Source organism: Pseudomonadota bacterium (genome assembly GCA_026388255.1).
Taxonomy (GTDB): domain Bacteria; phylum Desulfobacterota; class Syntrophorhabdia; order Syntrophorhabdales; family Syntrophorhabdaceae; genus JAPLKB01.
On record JAPLKC010000085.1, the window covers coordinates 39,678 to 59,644 of the forward strand.

Genomic DNA, 19,967 nt, shown 5'->3' on the forward strand with positions numbered 1-19,967 from the left:
AAGGGTGGGTATTATGAAAAAAGTTATTGTCATTCCCGCACGATATGCCTCAACAAGACTCCCCGGCAAACCACTTATGGAGATTTCCGGCAAGCCGATCATTCAATGGGTGTACGAAAAAGCTCTGAGTTCGGCTTTAAAAGACAGTATCTTCATTGCAACGGACGATGAACGGATACGGGATGCAGCGGCATCTTTCGGGGCAGAGGTGGTAATGACAAGCCCGAAATGCAAAAGCGGCACAGACAGGGTTTACCAGGCGATTAAAGACAAGGAAGCGGATATTATCATAAACCTTCAGGGCGATGAGCCATTCATCAGGACAGACGTTATTGATTCGTTGTTTTATACAATGGAAAAGGAACGCCTCCATATGGCAACACTCTGCAGTCCCATTGAAAAGGAAGCGGATTATTTGAATCCGAATATCGTTAAAGTTGTCCTTGACAAGTTTGGTTTTGCCCTTTACTTCTCAAGATCGCCCATACCGTTTTTTAGAGACACCATGTCTTCCTCTGAGATTGAAATCCAAAATCCGCAATCCAAAATCCGCAATCCAAAATGTGTCTATAAACACATCGGCATCTACGGCTTCTCACGGGATTTTCTTAAGCAGTATGTTACAATGGAAGAGGGGATACTTGAGGCGGCGGAATCGCTGGAACAACTCAGGGTTCTGGAAAATGGCTACGATATTAAGGTATTAGTAACCAATTACGACGGGGCCGGCATCGACACTGAAGAAGACCTGGAACAGGCACGGAATTTGATGAAATGACTTTGGTAGGTGTATTTTAACCTGTTCAACCAAAATTATCTTACTGCGCATATTTTTGTCTTTGTATACTAAATAAAAATAAAAAGACCTGTACAATTCCTGTTGACAAAATATCCCTGTATTCGTTAATATAAATCATATACAGAACATAGTTCTATATACAGAACATTTAAACACAGATTAAAGGGCACTGTGCACGTGCGAACAAATAAAAACGATATTTAATGAAATAATGTGTTCCATCAACCGGATATAATACTGATTAAGGAGGACAATATGAACAACGGTCACTGGATGACGGCAAAAGATGTATTAAAGGTAAATGCCTTTAAATGGCCGGACAAGATAGGCGCTAAGGATCTGTACAAGGAATACACATTTAAGCAATGGAATGAACGTTCATGCAGGCTTGCAAATGCCCTTGCAGGCATGGGCATGAAGAAAGGGGACAGGTTTGCTGTCCTTGCATACAACTGTGTGGAGTGGATGGATATCTATGCCGCTGCTGCAAAAGGCGGATTTATTTGTGTGCCCATTATGTTCAGACTTTCTGCGCCGGAAATGGAATACAATATCAATAACAGCGAATCTAAAGTCTTTATTGTTCAAGGCGGGGCAGATCAGAGAGATGGTAAGACATATCCATGGATAGATATAGTAAACGTCATGAAGAAGAATCTTCCCTCAGTGGAAAAATACGTTTCATTCTCCTCCGATAACCGCTATTATGACGGCTTTATCTCCTATGAAGATGTTATAGCGGCGGCAAGCCCGGAAGAACCGGCTGTGCAGGTGGATGCCGACGACATCTGGGTGCTCATGTACACAGGCGGTACAACAGGTAAGCCCAAGGGGGTCATGAAAAGCCATGCAAACATGTTCTCACAATTCCTTATCATGATTTATGACCATGTCTTCGGTTTTGATGATACAAATCTTCTTGTTATGCCCTGCTGCCACATAAATTCGCTGAACTATTCCTTTGTTGTTACCTGGGTGGGCGGAACGGTTATGTGCTACAACATGATAAGCTTTGATCCGGAAGACCTGCTCAAGACATTCTCTGACCACAGGATCACTTTTACCTCCCTTGTGCCGACTCACTATATTATGATGCTTGCCCTTCCTGATGAGGTGAAGAAGAAGTATGATCTCACTTCCATCAAGAAACTGCTTATCTCTTCTGCTCCGGCCAGACGCGATACAAAGCTCGGCATCCTTAAGATGTTTCCCAATTCTCAACTTGACGAAGCCTATGGCTCAACAGAAGCAGGTTGCGTCACAATCCTGAAACCGGAAGAGCAGCTTGCAAAACTTGGTTCATGCGGACGGGAGTTTATCGGCACGGATTTGATAAGGCTCTACGATGAAGATGGCAATCTTATTACAAAACCTAATATGGTTGGAGAACTTTACTCAAAAAGTCCCATGCTCTTCGAGGGCTACTGGAAAGACCCTGCTAAGACGGCATCAGTTATGAAAGACGGTTTTTTCACTGCAGGCGATATGGCATACAAGGATGAGGATGGATACGTATTTCTCGTTGACAGAAAGGCGAATATGATCATCTCCGGCGGCGAGAATATCTTCCCGTCCGAGGTGGAAAATATTGTGGGCGGACACGAGAAGGTAAAAGATGTGGCGGTTATCGGCGTGCCTCATGAAAAGTGGGGCGAGCAGGTCGCAGCCGTTATTGTACTCCATGAGGGGCAAACAGCAACACCGGAAGAGATCTCTTCTTATTGCAAGGGCAAGATTGCAGGTTACAAAGTCCCCAAGAACGTAATTTTTATTAAAGATGAGGAAATGCCAAGATCAGGGCCGGGTAAAATACTCCATAGGGTACTAAGAGAAAGATATGGAAAATGGAGCGATCATCAATAAAGGAGACGACGATATGAAGAAAGTAATGCAAGGGAATGAGGCAATTGCAAGGGGTGCCTGGGAGGCAGGTGTAATAATCGGATGCGCCTACCCGGGGACACCGAGCAGTGAAATTATGGCTGAAATATCCGGATATGATGAAATTTATACGGAATGGTCCCCCAACGAGAAAATAGCGGTTGAAGTTGCACACGGTGCTTCCCTTGCCGGTGGAAGGGCTATTGCATGCATGAAACATGTGGGGTTGAATGTAGCTGCCGATCCTTTTATGACCATTTCTTACACCGGCGTCAAGGGCGGTTTTGTTATTGTCGTGGCCGACGACCCCGGCCAGCATAGTTCTCAGAATGAACAGGACAGCAGAAACTGGACCCGTTTCGGAAAGGTACCCATGATTGAACCGGCTGATTCGCAAGAGTGTAAGGACTTTACGAAAATAGCCTTTGACATTAGCGAGAGATTCGATACACCGGTGCTATTAAGAACCGAGACAAGGGTTTCACACTGCGATTCTGTTGTGGAATCGGGTGAAAGAAAGGAATCTGCGATTCCAAAAGGTCTTGACCAGAAAGACACACCCAAATATGTAATGGTTCCAATGTATTCAAGACCAAAGAGGGTTGCCCTTGAGGATAAAATAGCGAAACTTGCCGCATACGCGGATACGGAGTTTCCCTACAATGTTATGGAGATCAATGATCCTTCCATAGGCTTTATCTCGTCAGGCGTTTCCTATCTCTATACAAAGGATGTTTTCCCTCAATATTCCTTTTTGAAGCTTGGTATGGTATGGCCGCTGCCAAAAAACATGATTGCCGAATTCTTTAAAAAGGTCAAAAAGGTGATTGTGGTGGAAGAACTTGACCCTTTTTTTGAAACAGAGATCAGGGCAATGGGCTATAAGGTCTGGCACGGTAAAGACCTGATCCCGGCAATGGGCGAATTGTCGCCGGGTATAATCAAACAATCGCTTATAAAAGTTGTGGAGGGCAGGAAATATAAACCACCGAAAATAATGATAAAACCGGAAAATCTGCCGAGAAGACCGCCAAACCTGTGCGCCGGTTGTTCTCACAGGCCATTATTCTATGCCTTGAAAAAGCTGGGGCTATATGTGTTCGGCGATATCGGCTGTTATGCGCTGGCAGTAGCACCGCCACTTGCTGCAATGCACGCTTCAACCTGTATGGGTGCCGGTATAGGCGGCGCCTATGGCGCGGGAAAGGTCCTCGGCAAGAAGGGGCTTGGGAAGATCTGTGCAGTGCTCGGTGATTCTACATTCCTTCATAGCGGTATAGGGCCGTTGATGGACACGGTGTATAACAAAGGTTATTCAACTACGATTATCCTCGACAACGGGATTACGGCCATGACAGGACAACAGGAAACCCCGGGCACGGGATATACGATAAAAGGCGAACCTGCCGCGATAGTCGATTATGAACAGATAGTAAGGGCTGTGGGTGTAAAAAATGTAAGAAAAGTAGATCCCTATAATATTGAAGAAACCATGGGAGTGATCAGAGAAGAGGTGAACAGGGACGATGCCTCTGCAATTATCACAGTGAACAGTCCCTGTATGCTGCTCCGCAGGGCAAATCCCCTGGGAAAGTTCAAACACCCGGTGTACACAATAGATACTGACAGGTGCAGAGGCTGCAAGGTATGTCTCGAAATCAACTGTCCTGCCGTAAGCTGGCAGAAGGCCGAAGGCCAGACAAAGGATGGTTATAAAAGGAAAGGCACGGTTTTTATCAACAAAGATCAATGCGTCGGCTGCGAAGTCTGCGTTCAGGTCTGTAAATTTGAAGCCATTGTACCGGGCGCAAAGTAAGGAGGCGGATTATGACAGATAACGGAAAAGTGACGAATATATTTCTTTCAGGTGTTGGCGGCCAGGGTACGATTCTTGCGAGCAACATCCTTGCCGAAGTATTCCTTGGCGCCGGGTATGATGTAAAAAAGGCTGAAGTTCACGGTATGGCCCAGAGAGGCGGAGATGTTACCACACATTTCCGTTTCGGAAAAAAGGTGTACTCGCCTCTTATTGAGTACGGTGAGGCGGATTTTCTCTTGTCCTTTGAGTTGCTTGAAGCTGCACGTTACATAAACTGGGTAAAGCCGGAAGGGAAAATCATTATCAATAAACAGGCAATTCTTCCGCCTGCCGTAAGCCTTGGGCAGGTAGAATACCCCGGAGATATTGAAAAAACTTTCAGGAAACACTTCAAGGACAATGTCTGGATAATCAACGGGCAGGAGATCGCAAGGGAACTTGGTAATATTCAGGCTGCAAATGTCGTCCTTACAGGCGCCTTCTCCAATTTCTTCCCCGAAATCAAGGAAGAGAAATGGACAGACGCGATAAAAGTGCTTCTGCCGACAAAACTCCATGAGCTTAACGCGAAAGCGTTCTATGAAGGAAGAAAAATTATTTAAAGGCTCAGGAGGCATTTTGGATAAAGAAGTACAGGTAAAGAAATCCGAATATAACGGTTTAGTCCCTGCGGTGGATCAGGCAGCAAGAATCCTGCTCTGCCTTACGAAAAACCCGTCGCAGAAGATAAATCTGACAGAAATATGTAAAAATGTCGGTATACATAAGAGCAAGGGGTACTCGATCCTCAACACCCTTCAGAAGTATGGTTTTGTACAGAAAGATCCTGCGGGGAAAACATACTCTCTGGGGCTCGGACTGATATCCCTGTCAAGGAGGGTTCTGGATAGCTTAAATTACAGCGAAATAGCAGGTCCATTTCTTGAAACCCTTGCCGAAAAGACCCGTAGCACAGCCCTATTCGGCATCATAAATGAGGAGAACATCTTTGTTGTTGCCAGGCAGGAGGCGGATAAAGACATCAGTGTTACAATCCGTCTCGGATACCGGTTCAACATTACCCACGGCGCCCATGGAAAGGCCATAGTTGCCTTTCTGCCGGAGGAGGAACGAGAGAGGATACTCAAGCAGGACAAACTCTTTTTTCACGGCGACTCCTCGAAACTGGATCGCATCAGACTGGAAACCGAGCTTATGCAATGCAGGCAGACCGGTTTTGCCTTTGACATGGGTGAATTGAATGCGGGCATCAATGTCATTGCCGCACCTGTTTTTGATTCACAGGAGAGACTGATCGGGTCAATGTTTATCATGGGGACATTCCCCGAATCACGTATCGAAGAGTATGGCGCTATAGTAGCTGAACATGCCGGAAAATTTTCTGCAATGCTCGGCGGTAGACATTAAAGAGGTCTATAAAAAGTCTCCAAAACGGATTAACAAAAAATGGGTTTAATACTCGATAATCTAATCAAAGGGGGTTACAAATGAATGACATTAATGTCCATATTGGCGAGATGCTGGCAAGGAACGGCAGGATGTATCCTGATGATATTGCACTTGTAGAAAGGATGCCCGCAGAGGGCAAAAGGTTTACCATAACGTGGCGCGAGTTTGATGAGCGCGCAAATTGTTTTGCCAACGTGCTTTTGTCCAAGGGCATTAAAAAAGGCGATAAGGTCATGCATCTTATGAATAATTCCATAGACTGGCTTATTGCATATTTCGGCATAGTAAGGACGGGTGCATGGGTAGTACCTCTCAATTTCCGCTTCACGAGTAGCGACATCCAATATTGCGCTGATGTGGCTCAACCCGATATTTTTGTTTTCGGCGAAGAATTCGAAGAAAGAATAGGGCCTATCAGGGCCGGGTTATCTTTTATCAAACACTATATCTGCGCAGGTGAAAAATATCCTTCCTATGCCGAGTCATTTTCTATGCTTCTGGCCGGATCATCCCCGTTGCCGCCGACTGTTAACATTACCTTCGAAGATCCATGCGGCCTATATTTTACCTCCGGCACAACAGGCCAGCCGAAGCCGATTCTGCTTACACATTTAAATATGGCAACGGCCTGTATTACTGAGAACATGCACCATTTCCAGACAAAAAAGGATATCTTCATACTGATTCCGCCCCTTTACCATACAGGCGCAAAGATGCACTGGTTCGGCAGCCTTATCGTGGGAGGCACTTCTGTAATTCTGAAAGGCAATTCGCCGGAATGGACTTTGGAAGCGGTGAACGAGGAAGGAGGTACGATTGTCTGGCTTCTTGTGCCCTGGGCTCAGGATATACTGCTCAAACTGGACAGCGGCGAACTAAAATTAAAAGATTACAAGCTTTCCCAATGGCGTCTCATGCATATAGGCGCTCAGCCGGTTCCGCCTTCCCTGATCATCCACTGGAAGAAGTATTTTCTGGATATGGCCTACGATACCACATATGGCTTGAGCGAAGCGACAGGACCGAATTGTGTCCATCTGGGGATTGAAAATATCCACAAGGTCGGCTCTATAGGTCGTCCGGGCTTTAACTGTGAAACAAAAATTGTTGATGAAAACCACATTCCTGTAAAAAAGGGCGATCCCGGAGAACTTTGTGTCCGCGGCAACAGCGTAATGCGCGAGTATTACAAGAACCCGGAAGCAACGGCAAAGGCGCTTATAAACGGATGGCTCTTTACCGGCGATATGGCAAGAGAAGATGAAGACGGCTTTATCTATATCGTGGACAGGAAAAAAGATGTCATTATCACCGGCGGCGAGAATGTCTTCCCTGTTGAAGTTGAAGATTTCCTCCACACAAACCCCTGTGTGAAGGATACCGCTGCCATCGGTATACCCGACGAACGTCTTGGAGAGATTGTCGGCATTGTAGTTGATGTGGTGCCCGGCAAGACCCTTACCGAGCAAGAGGTTCTTGTATACTGCGAGAAATTGCCGAAGTACAAGCGCCCCCGAAAGGTCTTTTTCGGTGAGGTTCCCCGGAATCCAACCGGTAAGATAGAGAAGACAAAACTGAGGAAAAAGTATATAGGTATGGAGGAAGCATTTAAAATAAAGTAATTGCAAGGATTGCATTCAAAAAAAATGTTTTTGCCTTGTTGGGTAAACCGGTCTTGGGTTAATGCTTCGCGGTTTTTGCCTGGGTTCATGCCGCGCGTTTCTGCATAAAGCACAAATAACTTCCTCTTATCGAGCATTCGGCTATACTTTTTACAGTACAGTATTTGAAGTGGTAACCAACAATCTCCCATGGGCTGTGAAGTTTCGCTTGAAAACAAATAGAAATTGTAAGAGAATGGAATAGTCAATTCATGGATCAATGTAGAACAAATCTACATGAACTCGGAGAGCAATAATATGCGTGCGTCATTTCAATCAATAACCACAAATCATTTCATGAGTTTAATTATTTGGCTTTTTTTATGTGTCGGGCTTTATCTTACAAGTTTATATAGCTACCTCCTCTTTCATATTGTCGCAGAGAGTTTTTCAATTGTCATTGTCTTCTCCCTCTTCATGATCTCCTGGAATACCCGTCGCCTGTCAAACAATAACTATGTCCTCTTTCTCGGCATCGCCTTTTTATTCGCTGGACTTATTGATTTTGCTCATACCCTGGCCTACAAGGGTATGGGGATTTTTCGCGGGTTCGATGCCAATCTGCCTACGCAACTGTGGATTATGGCCCGTTATGTGCAAAGTCTATCACTCCTTGCGGCTCCATGGTTTATAAACCGGAAGCTGAATCCCGGCGCTATTATCGGTTTTTATCTTTCCGTAACCCTTATCCTTCTTGCTGCGGCTTTTTCCAATACTTTCTTTCCCGATTGTTTTATAGAAGGCAAGGGCCTGACCCCTTTTAAAATTGTCAGTGAATACGTTATATGCCTCATCCTCATATCATCTCTGGCTCTGCTGTTACACCACCGAGAGAGTTTTAATCCGAAAATCATGCGATTGCTTATATGGTCAATCCTTTTTACAATCCTTTCGGAGTTGGCTTTTACCTTTTATATCAGTGTCTTCGGTTTATCAAATCTGATTGGTCATTACTTCAAAATATTTTCGTTCTATCTGATTTATCAAGCAATCATTGTTACGGGCCTGGAGAATCCTTACAGCCTTCTTTTTTTTGATTTACAGAAACATCGTGAAGAACTCCAGATCATCATTGACTCTTCTCCAATTATGATATTTTACAAAGACCGCGAAGCGCGGTTTATTCGTGTCAACAAAGCACTTGCCAAGGCAACGGGGCTACCCAGAGATGAAATAGAAGGAAAAAAAGACTTTGAAATTTATCCCACTCAGAGGGCTGACTATTGGGAGGATGACAAAGAGGTTATCGTATCGGGCAAGCCCAAGACAGGCATAATTGAACCAATAAACACGCCAACCGGCACAAAGTGGGTCCAGACTGATAAGATACCATACAGAGATAACGAAGGGCAAATTATCGGGATCATAGGCTTTGCCGTTGATATTACAGAACGTAAGAAGGCCGAGGAAGAGAACGAGAGGCTTATCCTTGAACTCAGGGAAGCGCTTTCCAAGGTCAAGCTTTTAAGCGGATTACTCCCCATTTGTGCTTCCTGCAAGAAAATACGCAATGATAATGGATACTGGGAACAGATGGAGATGTATGTAAGAGACCATTCTGAAGCAGATTTTTCCCATGGTATCTGTCCGGAGTGTGCAGAAAAATTGTATCCAGAATATTATAAAAAGAAATGAATGAATATTCATTATTCCTTGCTGATTTTATCCCGTAATCCACAAACACAAGATAAAGGCCATATGCAACATTCGTAGGTGTTAAAAAGATTCGTCAAGAAAAGGACCGTGGTAGTATGTTTCTATCCATAACCCTTGCTTCTGCGAAAACCGCGAAGTTGCTTCTTTGTGTACTACCCGATTCCAAATAAAATGAATTTTGTTCTATAATGATTGACGCAAAGGATGTAAGGTCACCTGACAGCCCCATAGAAAAATCATAAAAAACCTTGACACATTCATTCGATATTTCTACAATAAAAACACCATTAAAAGGGACTTTGGAAGACAATGTTGCGGGTTACGAGTTGCACCTGTCCTCGCTTGGCGGGGACTTCACGAATAACGCTTAACGGCTTTACCCGCTTCACAAAAATTCAAAAAAGGGGACATTATGGCAACAAAAAAGACAACCGTAAATCCTGAATTTCTGTATATCTCCGTAGACAAGATTATAGTGTTGGAACAGGTGAGATCGAGTATTAATACTGAAACAGACTCATTTAAATCACTCGTGCAGTCAATTAAAGACAAAGGCATCTTAGAACCGCTTATCGTAACCGCACAGAATGACGGAACATATTTACTTATCTGCGGGGAGAGACGTCTCGTTGCAGCCCGGCAACTCGGACTTGAATCCGTACCGGTGAGAGTTATTGAAGCAGGCAAAGAGTTAGGGGACACCATAGCCCTTCAACTTACAGAGAACCTCTAACGGGAGGACTTGAATCCCATAGATCAGGCTAAAGGAATACTCTCATTTATTCAGGCGAAACATCCTGACAAGGGGTATGGTATGGACGGGGTTATGAGTGAATTAGTAATGTACAATCGGAGGCCCGAAGACCTACCTGAGGAAATTGCTACAACGTTTGTAGCAATTTCCAAAATTGCTGCAAAGTCAATATCTACGCTGTTTAACATAATTTCACTTTTAAAACTTTCTCCCGAGATTCAGGCCGAAATTCAGGCAGGAAATCTCCCCGTTTCTCAGGGTTATCTCTTTGCTGCAAACCTTGATTGTCCAGATATTCACCGACATTATAAAAACACCAGTGACCTATACAACTTTAGAGAGCAGACTCACAGCATACAAAAAAGTAAAACCTGACCCGAATAATACAAAACCCGTATCCGTGAAGAAACAGGTTAAAGGTCTTATATCAATGAAGACAACCTTTGAGACGGGCCTTGGAACTTATTTAAGGGAAGATATTGAAAAGTTTCTTTATGAACTACAGGTTTTCTGTGATTTTGTGCAACAACAGGCGCCAAAGGCTCCATACGGCAAGAAAAGACCACCACAAGTGTAAAAGACCGTGATGCGTATCTCGTGAAGCGTGAAGGAAACTGATGTCCCCTACCTATACTTCAGCTTTTAGAACGCCTGAAGATGACCCAGCCGGGGGTAGCATACGCAGTTGCACGCGATGAAAAACTGGCGAGGGAGAAGAGCTACGTACTTCTCGCCGATGCTGAGCAGGGTTAGTCAGTTAGTTGTGGTCTACCCATGGTCTCCACTCGACCTGCGGGCACAACTTACCTTGTGCCCGCTTACAAATAGCAAGTGCTTTTTTCAGTTTGACACGCAACATAATTCATGAGATATTTTCTCTTGTGAAAACAAACTTTTATCCATTACCCATATTGTCCGTTAAGGGTTAAGGTATGATTAACGATTACTTTAACATTTTATTCAATCGGCTATCCGCAATACTGCGCGGCTCCCAGCGCTGGCCCTGGATTCTTGTCGGTTTTGTCGTGGTCACTTCCGAAATCATTACCTTCCTCATGAACAGCATTACCAGCCTGATCTTGTGGGGCCGCCTCGATCGTAACCTGTTGCTCATAGGGACCATCGATGCGTTTGTAGCCTCGGCGTTTATCGGGCCAATCGCCGTTTTTCTCATCCTCCGCGCCTTCAGTTTGGAGGATTTTAACCGCAAACTTCAGAAGCAGATGGCCGAGCGTATCCGCACGGAGCAGGAACGCCGCATTCTGGAGGAAAAACTTCAGCAGGCCAAGAAGATGGAGGCTTTGGGGCTGTTGGCCGGAGGTGTGGCCCACGATCTTAACAACATCCTCGTCGGGCTGGTGACTTATCCGGATTTATTGCTAATGGGATTGCCACCCGACAGCCCGCTGCACAAACCACTTGTAACCATAAAAGAGTCCGGAGAACGTGCCGCCGCCGTTGTTCAGGATTTGCTGACCCTTGCTCGCAGAGGCGTTCAGACCGAAACCGTTCTCAACCTCAACAACACCGTCAGAGACTATCTAAAGAGCCTGGAGTTTGCGACGCTAACCATGACGTATCCGCAAGTGGCTTTTGAAACCGGGTTGGCGCCGGACCTGCTCAATATTAGGGGATCCGCTGCTCATCTGGGCAAAGCCCTGACCAACCTGATGACTAACTCCATTGAGGCTGTTGGCGGTCGTCCGGGACGGGTAACGATTGTTACCGAAAACGTCACGGTGGGTACGCTTTTATATGCTTACGAGACCATTCCACCTGGAGATTATGCCCTCGTAAGTGTAAACGACACGGGTGCCGGGATTGCGCCCGATGATCTGGCAAGAATTTTCGAACCCTTTTACACCAAAAAGGTCATGGGCCGTAGCGGCACAGGTCTGGGGCTTGCCGTGGTGTGGGGAACCGTCAAGGACCACAACGGGTTCATGGATGTGCATAGCAAGATCGGTGAGGGGACGCGTTTTACCATCTATCTTCCCGCAGTTCATGAAGATATAAAATCCGCATGTTTGCCGGAAGCCACCGATGCCTGGCATGGTCGCGGCGAAACCATCCTCGTCGTTGATGACGAAAAGCAACAGCGGGAACTTGCGCAGGAGATCCTTTCCTGCTTAGGTTATGTTGCTCAAACTGTGGCAAGCGGGCAAGAAGCAATGGAATATTTGAAGAAAAACACAGTAGACCTCGTGCTGCTGGACATGATCATGGCACCTGGCATGGACGGACTGGAAACCTATCAGGGTATCCTGCAGATCAGGCCAGGGCAAAAAGCCATTATCGCCAGCGGGTTCTCCGAAAGTGAGCACGTTGCCGAGGCCATAGCCCTGGGAGCCAGTGCTTACTTGCGAAAACCCTATTCGGTGGCCGTTCTGGGTCAGACTGTCCGCAAAACGTTGGACGGCCATTAGGAAGGGAGTCAGGAACATCTTCGCCTATTTCACTTGTCATAAAAAAAGGGGGGGGGTTAGGAGTGGGGGTCAGTTTTCGGGGGTATTTGAAAGGGAGTAAGGGGCAAATTTAACTTTAGAGCGCACCACATCGAGCCTGACGATAGACTTCATAGGGCGTCTGGTAGTTGAGGGAAGAGAGAATGGTCAGCCGTTGACAGTTCCCCATACCACGGCAAGCGCAAACAGCTATTACAATAGTACGATCACGGTAAATATAGACCCCTCAAAACAATACACATATTTCTTAATCATCCCTTTACAAAAATTGCGTTAGGCAGCAGCAAAGCAACCACCCGTAGAAACAACCAAAATAAATGTGCAAGAAAGCGATAAAGATTTAACCCAGGCGGAATGTCAGGCACTCTGTTAGGTTTGAACACTTCTTCCTTCATGCTGTATTTCAAACAAAAGTAGTGAATATGAAGATGGAAATTTTCAGAGACTATGACCTGGAAATGGTATATATTGTTAAGACGATGAGGAACGAACACAAGACGAAAGAGCAACTAATGCATGAACTGGCAGAGTCACGCCTGCGGATTTCTGATCTTGAAACATCACAAGTTGTATACATGCAGCGGGAAGAAGCCCTGAAGGAGACCGGAGAAATACTTCAGGCATTGATCAATGCTACGAGAGAAACCTTGTTGCTTATTGACAATGAAGGCACAGTCCTTCTGGCGAATGAGGTGGTGGCCCAGAGGCTGGGCAAAAGCGTTCGGGAACTCACAGGTACGTGCCTCTATGATCATTTTCCCCCGGATGTTGCAAGGCTGAGAAAAGAACAATTTGATAGAGTCTCCCTCACCGGTGAACCGATGCACTTTGAAGACATCAGGGAAGGGATGTTCTTCGACATATATTGCTACCCTGTTTTTGATAAGGGAGGGAAGGCATCAAGAATAGCCATTTTTGCTCATGAAATTACAAAGCGGAAGCAAGCCGAAAGAAAGCTCATTGAATCTGAAGAGCGTTACCGGGTAGCAATTGAATACTCCAACGACGGGGTAGCCCTGCTAAGGGGAGACCAGCACATATACGTGAATAAGAAATTCCTGGAAATCTTCGGCTACGACAGCCCTGATGAGGTCATAGGAAAGCCTCATGAGCTCACTGTGCATCCCGATGATCTTCCCATGGTTATAGAGTACAACAGGAAGAGACAAAGAGGTGAGCCTGTCCCGTCGAACTATGAGTTCAAGGGTATTCGCAAGGACGGTACACCAATCTTTTTGGACATCTCCGGCGCCAGGACTATATTCCGTGGTGAACCGGTCACGCTTGTGTATTTCAGGGATATTACCGAGCGTAAACAAGCAGAAGAGAAGATTCACGCTTCCGAGATGCGTTACCGGCGGCTATTTGAGGCAGCCAAGGACGGTATATTGATTATTGATGCAGAAACCGGAAGGGTTGAAGATGTAAGCCCATTCACGGTTGATATGTTGGGTTATCCCCGTGATGAGTTACTTGGAAGGCAGGTCTGGGAGATCGAATTTTTCAAGAATACTGTATTAACAGAAGCTACTTTCCTGGAATTACGGGACAGCGGAAAAATCTATTACGATAACCTGCAACTGGCAACAAAAGACGGCTGGAACATCATTGCGGAACTTGTCGGCAATGTCTATCTGGTCAACCAGAAAAGGGTTGCTCAGTTCAATATCCATAATATAAGCGATTTGAAATGGGCAGAAGAGATGCTCAAGCAAGAAAAAGAAACGTTCTTTTCTATTCTTGAAAATCATCCCTTCGGTGTTGCCTTGCTGGGTCATGATCGTACGTATGAGTATATCAACCCTGCATTTACCGGAATCACAGGGTATACTCTCGATGATATTTCAACATCGAGGGATTGGTTTATGAAGGCTTTCCCGGACCCTGATTACAGGCATTATGTCTATTCTCTATGGGTAAATAATCTGGATAGAATTAAAGAAAGGGAAGAAGAACCGGTAACCCTGAAAGTGATCTGTAAAGATAAGACAGAAAAGATAATTAATTTCATATCCATTCAATTAAGGGGCGATAAGTATATAATAACCTATTGGGATGTTACCAAAGAAAAGTATGCCGAGGAAGAGCGTGAGAAGCTCATTTTTGAACTTCAGAAAGCACTTTCTGAAGTAAAAACGCTGAGCGGACTCCTTCCGATATGTGCTTCGTGCAAAAAGATACGAAATGACAAGGGCTATTGGGAACAAATAGAGGATTATGTACAAGACCACTCAGAAGCGGAATTCAGTCATGGTATCTGCCCTGAATGTGGAGAAAGACTGTATCCTGAGTACTATAAAAAGAAGTGAATGAATATTATGTTATGTGTTAAAAATTGTCATCCAGGAAAAAGGGGGGGACACATTTCTATAGATAATCCTTGCCTTTAGAAAACCGCAAAGCACATACCTTAAATATATAAAATGACATAAAGAAAGGTACGCAAGAGATGGAAGAATCTCAGAAGCTCCCTGCACTCTTTGGACCACCTGCATTATTCGGTGTTTTAGACCATGTGCCAAGCTGGGTGGAACCTGCATCACCGCCCTGTGCCGGCGTCCAGTATCGCTTGTTGGCATAAACGTCTGCCACTACAGTGCCTGTATCTATATATACACCCGTATTCACCTGAACCTTATCGGCGCTCATTATTATGGCCGGCGACGTGAGGGTGACCGTACCGCTTCCGCCGAATACTACAGCGCCGCCCGACAATTCACCACCATAAAGTTTTATCTGGGTATTGGCGTCCATCTTGCTTCCTGCATAGATATTCAAAACCCCCTGAGTCCCAAGAGCCCCTATTTTTATGATATCGGCCTGGAGCCCTGCCCCGCTTAAAATGTCAATAATCCCTTTTGTTCCGTTATTGACAATACTGAGATCACCGTAATCAGCAACAATATTTTTTCCGTAATTGACTCCGCCGTCTTTCAGGCCATCGATTTGAATTTTACCTCCGGCTGATGTAAGCTGCACCTTTGCACGGCCCGCAGCAGGAAGAGATGCATAAAGCAGCGCGAGAATTTGCCCGCTGCTTGTTACATCTATCGCGATTGAATCAGGATCAGCTTTCTGGCTGTCAATGGTAATGCTTCCCGGTTTTTCACTTGAGGTACCCATAATCCAGGGTGAATTGCTGGCCTGCACCCTGCCGCTGATATTGACCGTACCGTTGCTGTTCAATCCGATCGACCCGCCGCCTGTTAACCGGTTGTCGGTAAATGCCTCAATAAGCGCTCCACTAACGAGCGATAAGTCCCCACCGGCAGTTGCGGAAAAGGTATCTGTGCCCCATATTCCTCCGCTTATCGTGATATTCCTATCCGCCGTAAATCCTACGTTTGCAAATCCGTCTATATTTGCATTTGCGCCAAGCGTTATATCACCGCCTGAGCCTTTTGCATTCACAGTCAGTTCCTGGGATGAACGAGACTTGTTGTTTCGGAGGGCAGTTGCCTCCAGCCGCAGTCTCTCTGCTTCGGCGAGCTGATCCGGGGCCGAAGTGTTGAAATAGGTATAATAGTCGTTTTGCGCAAGGGTGTTTAAGTTATCATAGGTCGTGGTACTCCCTGAGAGGGCAACATATCGCGGGATGTCTGTAACGGTGTTTATGGCCGCCACTGATTCAACTGTTTTTATGTACCCCAGCCTGATGAGGTCCTGTCTTCTGAATGGCGTAAAATACTGGTCGTGGCCGCCCTGGGCGCCTGTCGTGTTATGCTGCGGATTATTGCTCACAAGGGCATACGTCACCGGCAGCGGCCTCATGACCTCATAGGTAATTACATAGGACCTGTATGTGAAATCCCCTGTCACAGACGGATTGCGGTATGGGCCCACCTGGACGAATCCATTATATAAACGGGCATCCACATTTGACCCTGTCATGGCGTCCTGCTTTGCCTGCTCTGTTGCAAAATAATTCGAGTAGGCCACAGTAGTGCTCGCCGCATCAGAGGTTGCTCCGTGCACGAGTTTTGTGCCCGTTGCAATCGGCGCGTAAGCCTGCCATTTGTCCACACCATAGTATTCACCCGAAGCCTGGGTGAGCTTCGCCCTGTCTGCAACCGATAAGGCAGGTATCGATGCCGAGATGGTTTGATTGATGTTGACGGAACCGTTTGACGCAGCAAGTTTCAGGGTTGACAGGCCGGAGTTTACGGTAAAAGGTCCGGTAACGTTTATATTGCTTTGCGAATCCAGTTCGAGCTTGTCTGGCGTTCCGGAAGGTATGGCAACCCCGAAAGTTCCCGCAATATTAAGACTGTCGAAATCAAATACGGTAAAGGCCGGGTTGCCCTTTATATCACCTGTAGCAACCTGGATATTGTTTCTTGAAAGCTGTCCGCCCATATCTATGGTATCACCTGAGCCGAGGGTAAAAGTCCCCTGTTTTGAGGCATTATGCGTTACATCTGATCTGCTTTCAAGGGTCTTCAGGAGATTGTCGGATGCAATGACCAAACTCGCACCGGACAACATAACAAGATTGGTATTTATCAGCGTTCCTGCAGAAATTGTTTTCTGCTGTTCTGAGACAGCATTATTTATGTTATTCAGATTTAACGTCGTAACACCTGTATTCGTTCTGATGTCTCCCTTCAGATGGATAAGCGTTGATGTCTGAATCAGGCGTCTTAAATCTACATCAACAGGGTCAGGCAGACTGTTTGATCCGGGAGGCAAAATAAGCATTTTGCCCGCATCCACAGGTATTCTTTCGCCAAACCGGCTGCTGATTGATGCCTTGGCTGCCCCTTCTACTACGATAAACTTTGCATAGCCTCCCGGTGCGTGTTCAATCAAAACAGTTGCCCTGTCTGCCTCATAGGAAACATTGCCTGTTATGATATTTATTGAACCGGCTTCTTTTGGTACCTGCATAAGGAGTGTGCCGCGCTCTAACGTAAACCCTCTGGTATTATTATCTACGTTAAGCACGGTGTTCGAGCCCAGCCTGGCCAGTGTACCGTCAGGAAAGACAATCTCTGTCCTAGAATCCCCTCCTGTAGAAACCTGCCCGGCAGCCTGAAAAACATCGTTGACCTTTACCGGCTCAGGGGCCGAACCACCCTTTGACAATCGCGTTTCTCCGCTCACAAACGTGATAACAGCGCTGTTCGTGGTCTGACTATACAGTAGTGTTGTAAAGCATGTTATACATGCAAGGAGTAAGAAGAAGGCAATGCTGTGCCTGCAATGAATCTTTGAAGTTTTCTTGAGAAGAGAAAACATCAGGCAGCTCCTTAAAATTTAATCTTTATCCCGATATTCGGGGCTAAATTTACTACGTTATACTCAAAAACGCCGTTATTTGACTGGTTGAATGCCGCGAAGCTTGAAAATGTCAGAATCAGCCAAGGCTTTGGCTTATAAGTTATCCCAAGCGAAACAGACTCATTGTAATCTTCACGACCGTCCTCCTGGTAAGGAATGTATGAAATGCGAATGCTCACATCAACAGATAGTTTCGACGTAATATCAAGGTTGTACCCGGCAACAGCAGAATGATAGTCCCTTTGATAAATTTTCGGGTCTGAAAAACCTAACTGGCTTGAATAGCCTCCATAGAGATAGTGCGCCCGGGACAGGGGAAAGGTTTTAAAAAAACCAAGTGTTATACTGTGGTTGCGAAAATACTCGCCTACCCCATCTTCATTGGTAAGCCTGTTATAGTTATAACGGCCAAAAACTGCCAGGTTGGAAAGTTCGGGTATGGCATAAGAAAGTCCGGCCCCCACGTTTAAGCTGTCAAAATTCATATCCTTAAACCTGTCATAACGGAACCATTGCTGTACAAAGGTAATTTCGCCAAGCAGGTTGGGACGTATTATGGGCTGGTACGAAATCCCGGTAGTGGTAACAATATAATTATCATCCTGCGGGTTATTTTTTGTCAGGGCTACGTTGCTTGTCCAGTTTCCTGCAAGATTCCCGAAAACGGAAAAAGGTTCGTATTCGGATTTTCGTTTAAGGATATATTGCTGTCCTAACGCATCGTCTCCGGGCGAGACAGGGGCGGTTATGTCTTCCGGTCTGGGCTTAAAAACTTCCGTTGCCTTGCGTCCCAGTTGTGAAAGCTCTTCAATGTCGGTGCGCTTTTCTACTTCAATCCGGGAGCTTTCGGGGGGCTGTTGTCCCCAAACCACAGGCGTAAAAAAACACCCTAATATAACAAAAACTAAAAAGACCATTACAGTGATTTGATCTACGATTTTCACAATATAAATCCGGACCCTTGCATTAAGTAATACTATATTATAGACGTTTTGCAAGAAAGGTCAATGCCAATAAATTTAGAACAGTGAATCTCCTCATTTTACAAGGCAGGGAGGTTCGTTGTAATATTCCGTTAACTTTTACTGTTGAATCTTAACCAAAAATTGCTATAATACAGCGGATATATAAAAATGCGCACTTTATGTCTTGACGTAATGGCATCACGAATAATACTACAGGGATACTTGGATGCCCGCAAAACAACATAAAATAATAATAATAATCGCAGTAATGTCATTCCTGATAATGCAAACCCTGATCTTTGCAAGTATACCCAAGAGTACAGAAAATGAGCCTGTAAATGTTATTGTAAAAAGCGGGACAAGCCTGAACAACATAGCCGGTCTGCTGAAAGATGACGGTATCATATACTCATCCCATCTTTTTATGCTTTATTCGTTTCTTACCAGAAGTAAGCTGATAGCAGGCGAATACGAGCTGAAAAAGAACATGTCTACCTTTGATATTATCATGAAAATGAAACATGGTGAGAGAAATATATATACATTGAAGATTATTGAAGGTTACAATATATACAATGTAGCGGAAACAATTCAAAATGCAAAAATTACGAAAAAAGATGAATTCATACGCCTCGCAACAAGCCGTGATTTTCTCGGCAGATTAAAAATAGATTCCGGTTCCTTGGAAGGGTATCTTTCACCGGATACATATTATTACAGCAAAGAAACCGATGTAGACAAGTTTATAGAAAGGATAGTGCAGAGAACTTTTAAGTTTTTTGAAAAAGAAAGTATACGGGACAGGATGCAAGAATTAAAAATGGATATTTACCAAACATTAACCCTTGCATCAATGATAGAAAAAGAAGCAAAAATGAAAGAAGAAAAACCACTGATTTCGGCAGTTTTTCATAACAGGCTCAAAAAGGATATGTCGCTCGATTGTGACCCCACCGTGGTATATGGAACAGGTGCATTTTACCGGCCGATAACAAAATCAGATCTGGCAACCCATACCCCTTATAACACATATAAGCTCCGAGGGCTGCCAAAGGGTCCGATTTGCATACCCGATAAAAATTCAATTATGGCAGCGCTTTATCCTGCACCTGTGAATTATCTATTTTTTGTCTCCAGAAATGATGGCACCCATGTCTTTTCAAATGACATGAATACACATAACCATTTTGTACACATATACCAGAGAGTAAAAAACACAAAAAAACAGTAAAAGAAGG

The 19,967-nt window shown here is 45.0% G+C and carries 15 protein-coding genes; 13 read left to right on the plus strand and 2 right to left on the minus strand.

The genetic code is table 11. The features are described 5' to 3' along the window. Positions 1-13 precede the first annotated feature (13 nt). The 12 genes from kdsB to NT178_11350 all read left to right on the plus strand — a co-directional run bounded on the left by kdsB (position 14) and on the right by NT178_11350 (position 14,793). Positions 14-778: a 3-deoxy-manno-octulosonate cytidylyltransferase gene (gene kdsB / locus NT178_11295; protein MCX5813114.1), complete on the plus strand. Its 765-nt coding sequence runs from the start codon at positions 14-16 to the stop codon at positions 776-778. Positions 779-1,054: 276 nt separating this feature from the next. Next, positions 1,055-2,662 (plus strand): AMP-binding protein, encoded by a 1,608-nt coding sequence (locus tag NT178_11300; protein MCX5813115.1) that lies wholly within the window; start codon positions 1,055-1,057, stop codon positions 2,660-2,662. Between the two features lie 13 nt (positions 2,663-2,675). Next, on the plus strand, positions 2,676-4,496 hold the full coding sequence (gene iorA, locus NT178_11305) for an indolepyruvate ferredoxin oxidoreductase subunit alpha (protein MCX5813116.1): 1,821 nt from the start codon (positions 2,676-2,678) through the stop codon (positions 4,494-4,496). Between the two features lie 11 nt (positions 4,497-4,507). Beyond that, positions 4,508-5,101 (plus strand): indolepyruvate oxidoreductase subunit beta, encoded by a 594-nt coding sequence (locus NT178_11310; GenBank protein ID MCX5813117.1) that lies wholly within the window; start codon positions 4,508-4,510, stop codon positions 5,099-5,101. A gap of 16 nt (positions 5,102-5,117) precedes the next feature. Then, positions 5,118-5,906 carry an IclR family transcriptional regulator gene (locus NT178_11315; protein MCX5813118.1) on the plus strand — a complete coding sequence of 263 codons (789 nt, stop codon included), beginning with the start codon at positions 5,118-5,120 and terminating at the stop codon, positions 5,904-5,906. 80 nt (positions 5,907-5,986) lie between these two features. Beyond that, positions 5,987-7,570 carry a class I adenylate-forming enzyme family protein gene (locus NT178_11320; protein ID MCX5813119.1) on the plus strand — a complete coding sequence of 528 codons (1,584 nt, stop codon included), beginning with the start codon at positions 5,987-5,989 and terminating at the stop codon, positions 7,568-7,570. Between the two features lie 336 nt (positions 7,571-7,906). Continuing rightward, positions 7,907-9,244, plus strand: a complete 1,338-nt coding sequence (locus tag NT178_11325; GenBank protein MCX5813120.1) for a PAS domain-containing protein — start codon at positions 7,907-7,909, stop codon at positions 9,242-9,244. 433 nt (positions 9,245-9,677) lie between these two features. Further along, positions 9,678-9,998 carry a ParB N-terminal domain-containing protein gene (locus NT178_11330; protein MCX5813121.1) on the plus strand — a complete coding sequence of 107 codons (321 nt, stop codon included), beginning with the start codon at positions 9,678-9,680 and terminating at the stop codon, positions 9,996-9,998. A gap of 9 nt (positions 9,999-10,007) precedes the next feature. Further along, positions 10,008-10,394: a hypothetical protein gene (locus NT178_11335; GenBank protein ID MCX5813122.1), complete on the plus strand. Its 387-nt coding sequence runs from the start codon at positions 10,008-10,010 to the stop codon at positions 10,392-10,394. A 25-nt stretch (positions 10,395-10,419) separates the two neighbouring features. Next, positions 10,420-10,596 (plus strand): hypothetical protein, encoded by a 177-nt coding sequence (locus NT178_11340; protein MCX5813123.1) that lies wholly within the window; start codon positions 10,420-10,422, stop codon positions 10,594-10,596. Positions 10,597-10,951: 355 nt separating this feature from the next. After that, the gene (locus tag NT178_11345) at positions 10,952-12,445 is read left to right on the plus strand and encodes a response regulator (GenBank protein ID MCX5813124.1); all 1,494 of its coding nucleotides are present in this window, start codon (positions 10,952-10,954) and stop codon (positions 12,443-12,445) included. Between the two features lie 461 nt (positions 12,446-12,906). Then, positions 12,907-14,793: a PAS domain S-box protein gene (locus NT178_11350; GenBank protein ID MCX5813125.1), complete on the plus strand. Its 1,887-nt coding sequence runs from the start codon at positions 12,907-12,909 to the stop codon at positions 14,791-14,793. Positions 14,794-14,944: 151 nt separating this feature from the next. On the opposite strand, the gene NT178_11355 is transcribed toward NT178_11350, so the two are convergent. Then, positions 14,945-17,722, minus strand: a complete 2,778-nt coding sequence (locus NT178_11355; GenBank protein ID MCX5813126.1) for a FecR family protein — start codon at positions 17,720-17,722, stop codon at positions 14,945-14,947. 11 nt (positions 17,723-17,733) lie between these two features. Continuing rightward, the gene (locus NT178_11360; protein ID MCX5813127.1) at positions 17,734-18,708 is read right to left on the minus strand and encodes a hypothetical protein; all 975 of its coding nucleotides are present in this window, start codon (positions 18,706-18,708) and stop codon (positions 17,734-17,736) included. Positions 18,709-18,955: 247 nt separating this feature from the next. Between NT178_11360 and mltG the strand changes: the two genes are divergently transcribed. Further along, entirely contained in the window at positions 18,956-19,960 is a 1,005-nt protein-coding gene (gene mltG / locus NT178_11365) for an endolytic transglycosylase MltG (GenBank protein MCX5813128.1), read from the plus strand. Positions 19,961-19,967: the final 7 nt, after the last annotated feature.